The organism is Clostridium sp. CM036 (assembly GCF_055081135.1).
The window spans coordinates 3,447,632-3,463,379 of record NZ_CM143652.1 but is presented as its reverse complement, the minus strand read 5'-3'; the positions used below and the strand labels follow the sequence as shown (position 1 = coordinate 3,463,379).

Annotated in this window: 8 protein-coding genes; 2 read left to right on the top strand and 6 right to left on the bottom strand. The window is 32.6% G+C overall.

The window, feature by feature from the left end; translation table 11 throughout:
* Positions 1-134 precede the first annotated feature (134 nt).
* Entirely contained in the window at positions 135-677 is a 543-nt protein-coding gene (locus tag ACWJKE_RS16390; protein WP_216301859.1) for an ECF transporter S component, read from the bottom strand.
* Between the two features lie 251 nt (positions 678-928).
* On the opposite strand from ACWJKE_RS16390, the gene ACWJKE_RS16385 reads away from it, so the two are divergent.
* On the top strand, positions 929-1,084 hold the full coding sequence (locus ACWJKE_RS16385) for a DUF5670 family protein (RefSeq protein ID WP_165413665.1): 156 nt from the start codon (positions 929-931) through the stop codon (positions 1,082-1,084).
* 64 nt (positions 1,085-1,148) lie between these two features.
* Here ACWJKE_RS16385 and ACWJKE_RS16380 read toward each other — a convergent pair whose 3' ends face one another.
* The 3 genes from ACWJKE_RS16380 to ACWJKE_RS16370 all read right to left on the bottom strand — a co-directional run bounded on the left by ACWJKE_RS16380 (position 1,149) and on the right by ACWJKE_RS16370 (position 4,816).
* Complete coding sequence (locus ACWJKE_RS16380) at positions 1,149-2,750, bottom strand: peptide chain release factor 3 (protein WP_216301857.1); 1,602 nt, start codon at positions 2,748-2,750, stop codon at positions 1,149-1,151.
* 218 nt (positions 2,751-2,968) lie between these two features.
* Complete coding sequence (gene trpS / locus ACWJKE_RS16375; protein ID WP_216301856.1) at positions 2,969-3,964, bottom strand: tryptophan--tRNA ligase; 996 nt, start codon at positions 3,962-3,964, stop codon at positions 2,969-2,971.
* A 477-nt stretch (positions 3,965-4,441) separates the two neighbouring features.
* Positions 4,442-4,816: a desulfoferrodoxin gene (locus ACWJKE_RS16370; RefSeq protein WP_216301855.1), complete on the bottom strand. Its 375-nt coding sequence runs from the start codon at positions 4,814-4,816 to the stop codon at positions 4,442-4,444.
* A 395-nt stretch (positions 4,817-5,211) separates the two neighbouring features.
* Here ACWJKE_RS16370 and ACWJKE_RS16365 point away from each other — a divergent pair, with 395 nt between their 5' ends.
* Positions 5,212-5,433: a hypothetical protein gene (locus ACWJKE_RS16365; protein ID WP_462953610.1), complete on the top strand. Its 222-nt coding sequence runs from the start codon at positions 5,212-5,214 to the stop codon at positions 5,431-5,433.
* Positions 5,434-5,487: 54 nt separating this feature from the next.
* Here ACWJKE_RS16365 and ACWJKE_RS16360 read toward each other — a convergent pair whose 3' ends face one another.
* A complete protein-coding gene (locus ACWJKE_RS16360) occupies positions 5,488-14,109 on the bottom strand; it encodes a GH36-type glycosyl hydrolase domain-containing protein (RefSeq protein ID WP_216301853.1) in 8,622 nt (2,873 codons plus the stop codon).
* 165 nt (positions 14,110-14,274) lie between these two features.
* Positions 14,275-15,576: a M18 family aminopeptidase gene (locus tag ACWJKE_RS16355; protein WP_216301852.1), complete on the bottom strand. Its 1,302-nt coding sequence runs from the start codon at positions 15,574-15,576 to the stop codon at positions 14,275-14,277.
* Between the last annotated feature and the right edge of the window lie 172 nt (positions 15,577-15,748).

Here is a 15,748-nt window from a genome sequence, read left to right as displayed (position 1 = left end):
ATATAAATTCGCTAGCGCTCAAGCATATGTTTTTCTTAACGCATTTTAATTAAAACTAAAATAGGAAGTTCTAAAGCTTGCTTCAATACATTATACGTAATATATACTTTTTTTTGCGCATAAAATATCTTATATTATCTACTAATTTTGCTTTTTAAAGCTGTTATTAAAGGTAATGCTAAAGCAATACCTCCTACTACTTGAAAAACATTAGTAGGTATGTCCTTTAAAGAAATAATTAAGGCTTGTTTAAGTGCAAATTCCTTAGAAATAAATGTTAGTATAATAGCTCCCCCTAAATAATACATCGCAATCATCCAAATCCCTGCTACAACAAAAGCAAAGATATTATTTGAAAATTTATTTCCATTATAATTTTTTCTATAGGCAATTGTTCCAGCAATATACCCCATTGTACCTTTAATAATGAGTGTAAATGGTGCCCACATGGTATATCCATTTAATAAATCAAATAAACACATACCAACAGCAGAGGATATTGCTGCTTTTTTTCTTCCAAATAATATAGCTGATAAAAAAATCATACTATCTCCTAAATGAAGTACACCCATAAAAGTAGGTATATGTATAACCGAAGCAGCTATAAACGTAATCGCCGCCATTAGACTAATTTGTACTATGTCAATAGTTTTAATTGGTGATATTCTATTTTCCATGTTTATCCCCCCTAAAATTAAATCTTTAATATATCCTTAAGCGTCTTTCTAACATCATTATATACAACATTTATCATCTTTTCAAATGTATGCATACACTTTTCCACAAATATATTGCATATACTTTGCTAAAATAATAAATACTATATATAAGCCACTTTAGTAGATAACTCTACTTTAGTAGATAACGCCACTCTTATGGGTTTTTAATCTTATATTAAATTGTAATTTTAATAAGTGGAGGTGGAAATATGACCTTTTTACGTTGGTTAGGTGGATTTGTAGTGTTATTTTGGTTAATGGGAGTTCTTTTCAGCATAGGTGGAAGTTTAATTAATATCCTGCTAGTAGTTGCTGCGATTGTATTTGTAATTGATGTTCTATCTAGCAGAAAAAGAAACATGTAAAAACCTTCTAAACGTGAAAAAATCTCTTGAAATTAATTCAAGAGATTTTTCTTTTATTTTTTATTTAGTCCTTATCTTTACCAATGTCTGATAAAATCAAGCCTTTATTATGCTCTGTCGCCCAGCTAATACCCCACTCATTTTGGAATACTAATAGGTTTCTGTCCTTAAGGTCTTTAACTATCCTAGCATCACTAGTCAAGTTGAGTTTTTCTTTATCTATATCTATATTACACTTTTCAATCCATCTTATATGTTTAAATGCTAACCTTTCTATCTTAATATCTACATTATATTCATTTTTAAGTCTGAACTCTAATACTTCAAACTGAAGTACTCCTACAACCCCAACTATGATTTGTTCAATCCCTATATGAAGTTCCTTAAATACTTGGATTGCGCCTTCTTGAGCTATTTGTGTAACGCCCTTTATAAATTGCTTTCTCTTCATGGTATCAACAGTTCTCACCCTTGCAAAATGTTCTGGCGCAAAAGTTGGTATTCCTTCGAACTCAAATTTATTTGAAGAAGAACATATGGTGTCTCCTATGCTAAATATACCTGGATCAAAAACTCCAATAATATCTCCTGCATAAGCCGTGTCCACTATTTCTCTCTCTTGTGCTAAAAATTGTTGAGGTTGTGCTAATTTTATTTTATTACCGCCTTGTACATGATAAACATCCATGCCCTTTTGGAACTCTCCAGAACAAATTCTCATAAACGCCATCCTATCCCGGTGAGCTTTATTCATATTAGCCTGAATTTTAAATACAAAGGCAGAAAAGCCCTTACTAAAAACATCAATTTTCCCTATACTTGAATTTCTTGGTAACGGCGCTGAAGTTAATTGTAAAAAGTTATCTAAAAAAGGCTCAACTCCAAAATTAGTTGAAGCACTTCCAAAGAACACCGGAGTAAGTTCTCCTTTAGCAACTTTGTCCAAATCAAATTCATCCCCTGCTACATCTAAAAGCTCCATATCTTCCATAAGCTTTTCATATAATGTTTCACCAATAAGTTCGATTGCCTTTTCATCGTTAATACTTATTTTTGTCTCTTTAGCTTCTATTTGGCCATGCTTTCCATCATCAAAAACAATGATTTCCTTTGTACGTCGATCATAAACCCCTTTGAAATCTACCCCACAACCTATAGGCCAATTTATTGGATAAGATCTAATTCCAAATTCATTTTCTATTTCTTCCATAAGTTCAAATATATCTCTAGTTTCTCTATCCATCTTATTAATAAATGTAAAAATAGGTATTTCTCTAATGCTACAAACATGAAATAGCTTTCTTGTTTGTTCCTCGACCCCTTTTGCACCATCAATAATCATTACAGCACTATCCGCTGCCATGAGGGTTCTGTAAGTATCTTCACTAAAGTCTTGGTGACCTGGTGTATCAAGTATATTTATACAAAAATTATTATAATCAAATTGCATAACTGAAGATGTAACAGAAATACCTCTTTGTTTCTCTATTTCCATCCAGTCAGAAACTGCATGTTTAGACGCTTTTCTAGCTTTAACTGAACCTGCAAGCCTTATTGCGCCCCCATATAATAATAATTTTTCCGTCAGTGTAGTTTTACCAGCATCCGGATGGGAAATTATAGCAAATGTTCTTCTTTTTTCAATCTCTTTTATGTAATCCGCCAAGGTCATCACGCTCCTTTTATTTTTTTACATGCACATATATATATTCTTACAACCACTCTCTGAACTGCTAGTGGTTCTAAATTTCACTTTTCATTTCTCTACCTATCAATTCTAGCTTTAATCAAGAAATCTGTCAACTAAGGTTGTACTACCAGCTGTGAGCTATATATTATAGTATGAAGTTTCTTATTACAAGTCCCCCTGGAGAATTTTATACTTTATCTTGGTATAAATCCTATTTTCTTTTGCATTTTCCTTAGTGTCTTATTAGCCACATAGTTAGCTTTTTCCGAACCCTTTTTATAAATTTCTTCTAAATAAGCTTTTTTCCCTATGTATTCCTTAATCTTTATCTGTATAGGTTCAAGTTCTGCAACTATTGCTTCTGCTACATCTTTTTTAAATTGAGCATAACCTAATCCTTCATATTTTTCTTCTATTTCACCTATAGAAATACCAGTTATAGCCATTAATATAGTCATTAAGTTCTTAACGCCTAATTGTTCGTCGTTATACTTAACAACCCCTAAGCTATCTGTAACTGATCTGTTTACTTTCTTTCTTATAACTTCCGGTGGGTCCATTATTAAAATGAATCCATTAACATTCTCTCCTGATTTAGACATTTTTTTAGTTGGTTCTTGTAGATCCATTACCTTAGCCCCCGATTTACCTATATATGGTTCAGGTATTACAAAGGTATCACTATAGGTTTTATTGAATCTTTCAGCTATATCCCTGGCAATTTCAAGATGCTGAGTTTGATCTTTTCCTACAGGCACTAAATTAGTTTGATATAATAAAATATCTGATGCCATTAGCACCGGATATGTCAATAATCCTGCTCCTACACTCTCACTGTTTTTAGATTTTTCTTTGTATTGAGTCATTCTGCTTAATTCTCCCATGTAAGTAGAACAAGTTAAAAGCCAAGCAGCTTCACTATGTGCGGATACATGTGATTGAATAAACATAGTATTTTTCTCAGGATCAATACCTGAAGCTATGTAAATAGCCAACATTTCTAAGGTTCTTCTTCTCAAATCCTTTGGTTCTTGCTTTACTGTAATCGCGTGTAAATCCACCACACAAAAATAGCATTCATATTCTTCTTGTAATTTAACCCAATTTTTTATAGCTCCTAAATAATTTCCTAGTGTTAAGTCGCCCGAAGGTTGAATCCCACTAAATATCACCTTTTTATTTTCTTCCAAAATAATCATCTCCTATAATAATAATAATAATAATAATAATAATAATAATAATAATAATAAATGAAAATCATATATTGATCCGAATGCTAATTCTTGTTCATATGCTTTCTAATCAATATCTTATTTTTTCATTATTCTAAATGTGCTAAATACAAAAAAAGCCCTATGGATAAATCCATAGGGCGTATATACACGGTACCACCTAACACTTACAAGCTACATTAAAGCTTCTACTTAAACAGATACACTTGTATATCCTACCTTTATAACGTAAGGCTTACGTCAAGGACTACTGCATTTCATCCCGAGTCTTAGAGATCCATTCAATTTAAACATAGTTATCGTAATTCCACCATCAACGACTCTCTGTGAATCTGTTTTTAAATTTACTTACTTCTCATCAAAGACTATAACATTATAAGTTATTTAAATTATATTATGCCTATTCACTTAAATTGTCAATAATAATTTTAAATTTTATGCTTTCCAAAGTCCGTGTAAATTACAGTATTCTCTTACGAATACCACTTTTTCTTCTAACTTAAATTCTGCTTCTGGTTTATCACCTAGTTTTAAGTATTTTCTGTACACCTTATTTTCTGTGTGTACTTCAATAAATTCAATATGATGTTCTTCAAGCATTGGGTGCTCAACTGCTCCAACCTTAACCCTAATTCCACCTTCTATTTTTTCAATTACGGGAACATGTTTTTCAGCTGCTGCATCCTGAGTATTTTCTACTTTAAGTGTCATTGGTTTTCCACAACATACTAAAGTTCCGCCAGCGTTATGAACAACTTCAACTATATTTCCACATACATCGCATTTGTAAATTTGTCTCAATTCAGTCATTTTTATTCCTCCTTTAAATTTGAAAATCTATAAAATACTTATTATATTTTTTCAATTTATAACCGTTATCTATTGATAGTAATTAGATATATATTATTCTACATTTGTTTGAAAATTACCTCTTTTTTTTGAATTTTATTTACATATGTATTTTATGCTAATTTAATTCATTATATGCACCAATATGATTTAACGACATTTCAGAAGAAAAGTATCCCATTTCTATAAGTGGGAGTATAATTCGCCTTCTGAAGTCGTCAATTTATCTTCTTAGAAGCTATGCATCTTCTGTGAAGCTGTTGCAGCTCCGCAGGAGATGATTTAACTAATATTACCTTCATTTTTTTCTCTCTTTCGTGGAATACTATATAATACAATATAATATAAAAGGAGGTATGAACATGACTAAGGACCTTAAGAAGCAAACAAAAGTATATGCACCCTACGATAGAGATTTTTATGAATTAGAAGAGAAGGAGATAAGATCTTACTCTGAAAATGATTCTACTATGCTACCAAACCCAGTAACTGATCCTATAGTTTCTATGAATATATCCAATGTTGAATTTGACTATACCTATAATGGTGGCCAAGAAATTCCAGATACAGAAGACTAACTTGTTTTAAAGCTATAAAAACAGATGACTTCTTATTAGAAGTCACCTGTTTTTTTATATTATAACTTCAACTTTATGCACTCCATCAATAAATGGAACCAATCCATCTTCGCATAAATTACCATCAAGCCAAATTCCTTTGTTTCCCTGGCGCTTAACCTCAATCACATATTCGAATTTATCTTTTTTATATATAATCTCATACTGTGGCCATTCCTCTGGCACACAAGGTTCAATGGTAAACCCTTTTCCCTCCTTTAGTTTAAACCCTAAAATCGCCTCTATTCCCGTTCTATACATCCACCCTGAGGTTCCAGTATACCAACTCCACCCTCCGCGTCCTACATGAGGTTCTTTTCCATAAACATCAGCAGTCATTACGTAAGGCTCAGTTTTATATCTTTCACACTGAGGCAGTGTTTTTGTATGATTAATAGGGTTTATCATATTATAGAGCTTTGCCGCCATGTCACCTTTGTAAAGTTTAGCAAAGGCAAGAATTACCCAAGTTGCAGCGTGTGTATATTGTCCACCATTCTCTCTAACTCCCGGCACATAGCCTTTTATATAACCTGGCTCCAAAGTAGATTTATTAAAAGGAGGAGTTAAAAGCAAAATCATTCCATTATCTTCTTTTATTAAATAATGCTCTAATGACTTCATAGCCTCCTCTGCCCTTTCTTTATCTGCAGCTCCTGATATAACTGCCCATGATTGAGATAGGGAATCTATCTTACACTCCTCATTTTGAGATGATCCTAGTGGCGTGCCGTCATCAAAATATGCTCTCCTATACCAATTACCATCCCATGCGTTTTCCTCTAGATTTATCCTTATATATTCTTGCATCTCCTTGTATTTCTGTATTCTTTCATCATCGTTTTTATATGTGCAAGCTTCAAAGAAATCTCCTAGTATATCATATAAGAACCAACCAAGCCATACGCTTTCACCTTTGCCCTTATTCCCAACGGTACTCATTCCATCATTCCAATCTCCACTACCCATTAGTGGAATGTTATGAGGACCGAATTTAAGGCTTTTATCTATAGCTTTTATGCAATGTTCATATATACTACCTGTAAAATCTGCCCTTCCAGAAATATTATATCTTTCATCTTCACCGTCTGTTAGTGGCGTATCCATTAAATACTGAGCTTGCTGATCAAGAATAGAAAAATCCCCTGTGTTTTTTATATAATCCATAGTGACATAAGGTAGCCATAATAAGTCATCGGAGAACCTTGTTCTTATACCACTATCTACAACCGGATGCCACCAATGTTGCACATCACCTTCAACAAATTGCCTTGAAGCACTGTATAGAATCTGTTTTTTAGTCATACTTGGCTCAATCATGCCTAGTGACATAACATCCTGAAGCTGATCTCTAAAGCCATAAGCTCCACCAGATTGGTAAAAAGCAGTTCTCGACCATAACCTGCACACTATAGTTTGGTACATTAGCCATCCATTAAGCATTAAGTCCATACTCTTATCCGGAGTCTTAACTTGCAACGTATGAAGTAATTTGTTCCAATAGTTCTTTACATTTTCGAGTTCAGTATCCACTCTCTTAAAATCTTCAAATTCGCCAATAGTTTTAGAAACATTTTCCAAATTTTCATTTTCACCAAGCATCGCTACTAATTCAATCTCCATATTAGGTTCTATATGAATTTTTGAAGTGACTGCAAGACATGGATCGAGTCCTGCTCCTACATTGTTTGAAAGTCTTACTCTCTTTAGTACCTCAGGTTCCTCTACACTTCCTCCTCTGCCTAAAAATTCACTTCTATTGCCAGTAAAGCTTTGTTGCCCGCCTCCAAATAATCTTAAGAAAGCATTTATTTTCCCAAAATGCTGACTATAACAATTTGTAGCATATATATATTCCTTCTCTTCATTCAAATGAGTAACAATATGCTGAGCAGTATGCTCTCGTACAACCCCCATCACAAGTTCTGCGTAGTAGGTTATACTTATATCTCTTGCTATATCACTATTATTTCTAAGTTTTATTTTGCATAGCTTAACGTTATGCGACCTAGGCACAAACATGGTTACTTCACCCATAATTCCAAAAGCTTCATGCTTGAAATTTGAATATCCAAAGCCATGCTCAATTAAGTATTCTCCACCATCCCTTATTGGTTTAGGTGTAATGCTCCACACATTGCCATAAGCATCATCTCGCAAATATATAGCTTCTGAGCATTCATCGCTTACCCAATCATTAGACCAATTAGTAATTTTATTTTCGCGGCTATTAAGGTACCATGTATAAGCTGATCCACATTCTGATACATGGAATCCAAAATCACCATTTGAAATTACATTTATCCAAGGTGCTGGTGTATTATTAAAATCCTTAAGTAGAATAGTATAGTTTTCACTTTCTACATTAAAGCCTCCTAAGTCATTAAAGTACTCTAACGGTTTCATATTAAACTTGTGCTCTTTCCATTTAAATTGATTTTCTACAATCTGTAATAATGGTTGTTTTTCTATTTTCTTTAAATTGTTCTGAATTTGAGATACTAACATTCCCTTGCGGGAATCTATAACTATTCTAGCTATAGCTATTAAAAGCTCTATATCCTCCTCCATAATAGTAGCCTTATTAAGTATAAAGAGCCCTCCAGGTTTATTTTCTTTATCTCTTAAATGACTACTGCACACAAAATCCTTAATATCAGTTTGTAAAGGCTGATCATATGAGGCTTTTTGAAGATTTATTATTACCAAATCAACTCTTAACCCTTTAAGGCTTAAGTATTCATGGGCATTTAAAAGTTGACGAACGAGATCTTTATCTTTGCTCTCACGAACTATAAGTAGAATTATAGGTAAATCTCCTGAAATACCATATCCCCAAAGCGTAAATTGTCCCTTCTTTACATTTTTTATATTTTCTTCTCTTTGTTTAAAAGTGGAATTTAAAAATAATATTTTAGAAGCCATTACTTGGTATAAATTTGCTTGGCTAGATTTTATACCTAGATATTTCATGTCTACCTGAGTTTGGCTCCACGCCAGTTCAAACACCGCATTTACATTGTGAAGTTCACTATATTTCTTAGCTAAACTTATTACTTCCACTTTACTATCAGCTATCGAAGTAGTGAAAGCTATAATGCACGTTTCACCAGGTTTTATATTTACTCTTCTCCTCATACTTACTATAGGGTCAAGCACCGCCCCTACAGTATTGGATAAAATTGAGTCTTGCTTCATTGCTATAGGGTGTATTGTATTTTCACCACGCCCTATGAAACTCTCTCTGCTAGTCTCATATTGAACAGTTCCTACGGTAGTTCCCTCCGTTGCAACAGTTTGCATAATCCAAGGTTGATTTTTACCCTTAGCCCTAGGTCTTCTCGTTGCCAGGATGCAGCTAGGATTATCTATATACTCTGTTTTTACAAATAGATTCCCAAAAGCTGGATGGACTATGTCTGCATCATAATGAGCTAGAGTTACTTCTAAATAGCTTGTTATTTCTAAACTTTTACTTACGGTACCATGATTTGTAATGGATAATCTTCTTACCTCTGAGTCATCCTCTGTAGACACAGTGATTTCCGTGCGAGTAGTAATATCACCATCGTCCCTTGTAAATTCAGCTTTGTCTAAGGCGAATGTTACCTCATAACTATTCCCTACCTTTTTACAAGGTTCATAAGCTGCACTGAAGTATTCATGTTCATCCATATCTTTGATATACACGAACATGCCTGTATTGTCCTTAGTGACATCTTCCCTCCATCTATAAATCATAGTTCTATCTCGCATAGCATACCCTGACCCGCTATTAGAAATCATTAGCGAATAACTTCCATTAGAAATTAAATGTGTTTCTGGAGTTTCCGTTTTAGCTGTAATATATTTTCTAACTATAATCTTTTGTTTTCCTATAGTAGTTCCTGATATATTAAATTTATATTTTCTATCATATACCACTCTCTTAGAAATTTTCTCTTGAAGCAATAGCTCTGTAGCTTTGACCTTTGGCAAAGTATGAAATCTTTTTTGAAGAATATTATTTAATAATACATTGTCTATTGCCATTAAGCTCATACCTTCATGATGAATCATGAAGCACTTAATAATAGCCTTAGGTTCCTCCTTTAACATTCTATTTTTAGTATAATCTACCGCTTCATAAAAACCATAAGTTCCTTCTAATCCTTCCAAAGCAAGGCTCTTAAGATTATCATAAGATCCTCTAAAATCAGTTTGCAGTGCCATAACAGTAGCGTATGGCGCAATAACCAATTCATCTTCGAGTCCTGACTTGAGTCCTACTCCTGCTACCCCAAATGCCTTGTATTGGTAATTTGAATTTATGTCGAAATTATAAAATGCAGATTCAGATATTCCAAAAGGCACCCCTCTTTCATTACAATATTTCTTTTGTGCCCCAATTACAGCTTTATAAGTTTCATCTAGCATTGTTTCCGGATAATTTTTCATTATAAGTAGGGGCATCATATATTCAAACATGGTCCCACTCCAAGAAACTAATCCCTTACTTTTACCCATAAGAGTCATAGACCTACCAAGCTTAAACCAGTGTTTTTTAGGAACATCTCCTTTTGCTATGGCAACAAAGCTAGCCTGCCTTGACTCAGACGCAAGTAAATCGTAATAGCTCTTACCTAGACTATCATTCTCAACGTCATATCCAATTCTAAACAGTTCTCTTTCTTCATCATACAACATTTTAAAATCAGTAGCTTCTGCCATTGAATTTAGTCTTTCTTTTAAGCTCTCAATGCTACTAATAACCACTTGAGCTTTTTCTTTTGTATTTTGCAGTAAATCTTTTAATTTCTCTAAAGATTCATCACTTTTTGACATGCCATTTAACATATTTAATATGTTGGTGGTTTTTTCTGGAATACAATTTATTGCTGTGTTTTCGATTAAGCTTTTTAAAGAATTACTAATGTCTATATCAAAGTTTTTTTCATGGATAAACTCAAACCAAGGGAAAAATTCATTTATTTCCTCTAAGAACTTATCCACATCACCTTTGAGTTTTTTATTCCAATATGGCTCCTTGCCTTTTTGTACTTCCGTAACCCTTGATGCTAAATCTACAAGCACAGTTCTCCAAGAATAAAAATCTGTTTTGTCATTGCCTAAGGTGACAATCACTTGATGATATAATTCTTTCATTTCTTTGGATTCTTCTATTTCTTCACTAGCAAGCCTTATTGTGTCTTGCAAACCCTCCACTTGCACAAGATTAAATATTGGATTACACAAATATTCTTCTAGTGATTGAGAAACCAACCAGAGATAACCAACTAAGTTCCCGCTATCCACAGTGGACACATATCTAGGATAAAGTGGAGTTTTAGTTTTAGTATCATACCAATTATAAAAATGACCTTTATACGTAACCATGTCCTCAATTGAAGTCATAATTTTCTCTATTCTTTGTGTTACTTCCATTATGCCTATATACCCTAGATCATAGGCAACTATATTTGACGTTAATTCCATACCCATATTAGTGGGTGAAGTTCTCTGGGCTAATCCATTAGGCGGATCTTCTTGATAATTATCTGGTCCAAGCCAATTATTTTCGTCATTGACAAAATCCTCAAAATACGCCCAAGTTTTCCTACTTAATTTCCTTAAAAAGATCTTTTCTTCAACCATCATTTTAAAAGTTTCTAAACTTCTATCGCGACTTATAACATATGCAATTACAGGGCTTAAAAACCAAAGCACACAGGACGGTATACTAAGAAACCCAATACTCAAACTTGAATTAAATGCTAAAAATAAAATCAAAAGTGAAATTGCACTTTCAATCCACATAAAAGCTATGAAATTTTTAAGTTTTTTCCCTAGTTTCACCTCTACGTCTGCCGCTGTCTGCCACTCTAATAAATTTTTCTTGCTTACCATTATTCTATATAATGTTCTAATTATGGCATCCAACATCATATACGCTTGAAAAGGTATAAAACAAATAATCAAAAATATTTGTTCTATAGCCATAGACCCATTTTGAATTTTACCCGATAAACTTATACCTGCAGCAGGAGAAACTACAGCTTCGGATACATCAAAAAGTATAGGTGCTAAAACCGCAACAAATGCTGCAATAACCCATTTATCCGTCCCATCAGGCAATATTCCACCTAATGCAAGTATGAGCAAAATTGTAATGGAGGGTGCGAGTAAGCTCCTCCTTAAATTATCAAATATTTTCCATTTAGATATTTTATTTATTGGCGAATGTTTTGTAATCCAAGGTAATAATTGCCAATCACCTCTAGTCCACCTGTGTAATCTCATACAACTAGAATTGTAATAAGCTGGGTATCCATCTATGAATTCCACATCAGTAACTAATGCAGTCCTAACATAGCAGCCCTCTAACAAGTCATGGCTTAATACAGTATTTTCAGGTATTTCATCTTTTAACATATAATTAAATACATCTACATTATAAATTCCTTTTCCAGTAAAAATCCCTTCCCCAAATAGATCCTGGTATACATCAGATACAGCAGTAGTATAAATATCTATACCCGTTTCCCCAGAAAATATCTTTGAAAATAGAGTTTTGTTTGCGCTAAGAATAGACACTCCTACTCTCGGTTGCATTAAACCGTAACCTCTATCCACTTTCTTTTTACTATTATTTATGACAGCATTGTTTAGTGGATGAGCCATAGCCCCTATAAGTTTTTTTGCAGAGTCCCTTGGAAGCTTCGTGTCCGCATCTAATGTAATAACATATTTAACCTTTCTAAGGTTCAGAGGATTGCTGCTTATTACATCGTAACTAGTATTCTCGTTACCTCTTAAAAACTCATTAAACTCCATAAGCTTTCCGCGTTTTCGTTCAAATCCAATCCACTTGTTTTCTTTTTCATTGTACTGTCTATGTCTATTTAGAAAGAAAAATATCTTTTTATCAGGCTTGCAATACTTTTTATTTAAACTTTCTATGGCTAAAATCCCAACATTAACTATTGACTTATCTTCTACTTCCTCCTCAGTATCACTATCTTTAAAGTCCCCCAGTAATGCAAAAAACAAATTTTCCTGAGCATTGGCTAAATAGTATACTTCTAAATCATTTATTAATTCGACTACCCTACTAGGATTATTTAATAGTGTTGGAATTACTACAACCGTACTATATTTTTCTGGTATTACTTCTTTAAAATCCATTTTAGGAATAAAAGAAGGAGTACTCAGAACACTTACACTCCAATTGAAAATCGATATTACTATTTCGCTACAGGGTACTAATATAACAATTATGGCAAGACAATATCTCCATAAATCTTTGTTACTATCATTTAATAGGCTACTCGCAATAATTAGACATATTATTATCGTTGTAAATATAATAATAGTGCCTATATAAAAATTTTCTACATTCTTCTTTATGCTGTTTTTGAGCCTCTCTATACCAGTATTCTCATATCCTATTTTTCGCTTTAATTTATTTAGTCCCTTATCTATCAAATAATATCCAACATGTTGTTCATAGGTATTATTTTCTGAAAATTCACTTTCTTCGCAACATTCAATAGCTTTTTTTGCTATATATGATTCTGGAAGCTTTATATTTTTAGATATCCTTTCTATTTCGTGTCTATACTTATCTCTAGATTGAAAATCCATTTCTCTATAAATATGTGAAGGATCTTCTCTCAAAATACCCTCTACAGCACTTAGCTTTTCAAAATAATTTTCCCAATTTAAACCTTCAATAACCCTTATACTATTAATGGAATTTGCCATAGATATTTCAAAATTAGCTTCCATTTGATGCTCTAATACTATAATTTCTTCTAGGCTTGTTTCCTGCGCTCCAAGCCTTTCATCTATAAAATCATAAACCTCTTTAGAATCAATACCATTATCCCTTAACAATTTCAATAATCTTTCTGTAAAATGAGAATTGAATGTAAATTTTTCAGTTTCTAATAAATATATCTCTTTGACAATTTTATCTTCATTAAAAGCATTGATTAAACGCTCTGCAACTTTTTCTGCTTCTTTTTTATCTTGCTTCGCTTTAACAATTTTTTCAGTTATCCTACTAATATTTTGAATTAATGCTATTCTTAACATTATAGGAATAGCCCAAAGTTCACCAGACGTCAGTACAGCACTCCTTTGATAGGCCCTAATAAAATTTTCAATAACTGTTTCATCCATCCTACCATCGGTGTGAGATGCTATTTCTATAGCAATATGATAAACTCTTGGATAGCCCTTCATGAAACCTTTGTATATCACCGGTAAGTCTTTATAATAATTTTGTGGCATGTTATATTTTATACTCTTATACTCCTTCTCTACCAAGTAAAGATTATCCAAAAGCCATTCAGAAGCAGGCAATACATCTTTTTTATTTTTTTCTTCTTTATCCATGCTATCATAGCCATTTAAAATCTTTTCATAACTTCTATCTAAATTACTAATAAGCTTTTTCTTACAATTAGTTTTTTTCACATCAGCATAATGACGTGCCATTTCGAAAGCATGTTTCTCTAAATCTTCTCTATTCACATTTATGGTTGGAACATCTTTTAATAAATTTTCCTCTTCATAATAATTCAGATTTTTTCTTATCACTATGTAGATTAAAATACTTATTACGGCTATTGCCCCTAATGTAGCATATGGCATTATAAACACCCTTTCAACACTTTTTGTTAATAATATTTGTAAAGTTTTAGACCTAGTTGAAATTATTATCTCCAACTAATTGTTTAATTATTAGCAAAAACAACAAAAAAAACTCACAATGAAACATTGTGAGTTCTTTTTAAATGTGCTTAAGTTATCTTTTTATTAAATTTTATAAAATTCTTCAAATGATTTCGTAACATAAGTATGGTCTATTACTCCGCCTAGTTCTCTTATAGAATGCATAGCTAGAGTTGGGCTTCCTATATCTACCGAGCGTATATTTAAATGAGTTGAAGATATTGGTCCTATAGTTGACCCACCACGTGCATCAGAACGATTAACAAATTTTTGCACCGGCACCCCTGCTTTTTCACAAACTAATTCATAAACTGCATCAGAGTTACTATCAGTTGTGTAGTTTTGATTAGCATTAATTTTTATAACTGGGCCTTTGTTCATATAAGGCTTATTTGTTGGGTCATTCTTTTCTGGACTATTAGGATGAACAGCATGTGCATTATCCGCTGATATCATAAAAGATTTAGAAATTGATCTTAAAAAATCCTCACGATTTTTATCTAAAGATATTGTAATACGCTCTAATATATTAACTAGCATATTTGAGTCCGCACCTTGCTTTGTTGAGCTTCCTACTTCTTCATTATCAAAACAAACCATTACATTTGTTGCCTCTGCGGCTGGCGCTATAGCTAGTGCTCTTATTCCTGCATGTACCATTGCTAAATCATCTAATCTTGAGCTTGATATAAATTCATTGTTTAACCCGATAATTGAACCCTTTTCGTATTCATAAAGGAATAAATCAAAATCTATAATTTGTTTATGATCTACAGATAATTCCTTTGCAATGGCACTCATAAGATAATTATCTTTTTCTAATTCGTTGCTCACCATTGAAAGTAGTGGCAATGTATCCTTTTGCTTATTTAGTTCAATTCCAGTGTTTATTTCTCTATTCATATGAATAGCTAAATTAGGAATTATCATTATAGGCTTTTTAATATTTACTAACTTAGTTTCTGGATATAGAATATTTTTGTCTCGCAAAGTTACCCGTCCAGCTATTGCAAGAGGCCTATCCATCCAAGTATTTAATATAGGTCCGCCATAAACCTCTGTGTTTAATCTTACATACGTATTATCTACTACCATTTCTGGTGCTGGTTTAATTCTAAATGTAGGCGAATCTGTATGAGCGCCAATAATTTTAAAGCCATTTTCTTCGATTTCTCCCTTTCCAACTACAAACGCAATTAGTGCGGAGTCATTTTTAGTCACAAAATATTTCCCGCTTTTTTTAAGGTTCCACTTTTCTTCTTCTTTAATTTCCACAAAGCCTTCTTTACATAAATCTTCTTTAACCTTTGCTACAGCATGATAAGATGTTGGACTATCATAAATAAAATCAATAAGATTTTGGGCAAATTCTAATTCCTTATTCATATATATTCCTCCAATGAGTGTTAAAGCACATAATTACTTTGCTTATCCCCTTCTCTATTATAACAATTTTTTTAATAAAATTTCTATAAAATCCAAATAAATGCTATAATTAATTATCGAATATATGTTTAAAATTAACTTTTTAAATTATACTATATAATCAGAGGTGAAA

What these genes read in the sequence shown, in the direction of transcription:
- ACWJKE_RS16390 (WP_216301859.1), bottom strand. Translation starts at nt 677, where the DNA reads ATGGAAAATAGAATATCACCAATTAAAACTATTGACATAGTACAAATT.
- ACWJKE_RS16385 (WP_165413665.1), top strand. Translation starts at nt 929, where the DNA reads ATGACCTTTTTACGTTGGTTAGGTGGATTTGTAGTGTTATTTTGGTTA.
- ACWJKE_RS16370 (WP_216301855.1), bottom strand. Translation starts at nt 4,816, where the DNA reads ATGACTGAATTGAGACAAATTTACAAATGCGATGTATGTGGAAATATA.
- ACWJKE_RS16365 (WP_462953610.1), top strand. Translation starts at nt 5,212, where the DNA reads ATGAACATGACTAAGGACCTTAAGAAGCAAACAAAAGTATATGCACCC.
- ACWJKE_RS16360 (WP_216301853.1), bottom strand. Translation starts at nt 14,109, where the DNA reads ATGCCATATGCTACATTAGGGGCAATAGCCGTAATAAGTATTTTAATC.
- ACWJKE_RS16355 (WP_216301852.1), bottom strand. Translation starts at nt 15,576, where the DNA reads ATGAATAAGGAATTAGAATTTGCCCAAAATCTTATTGATTTTATTTAT.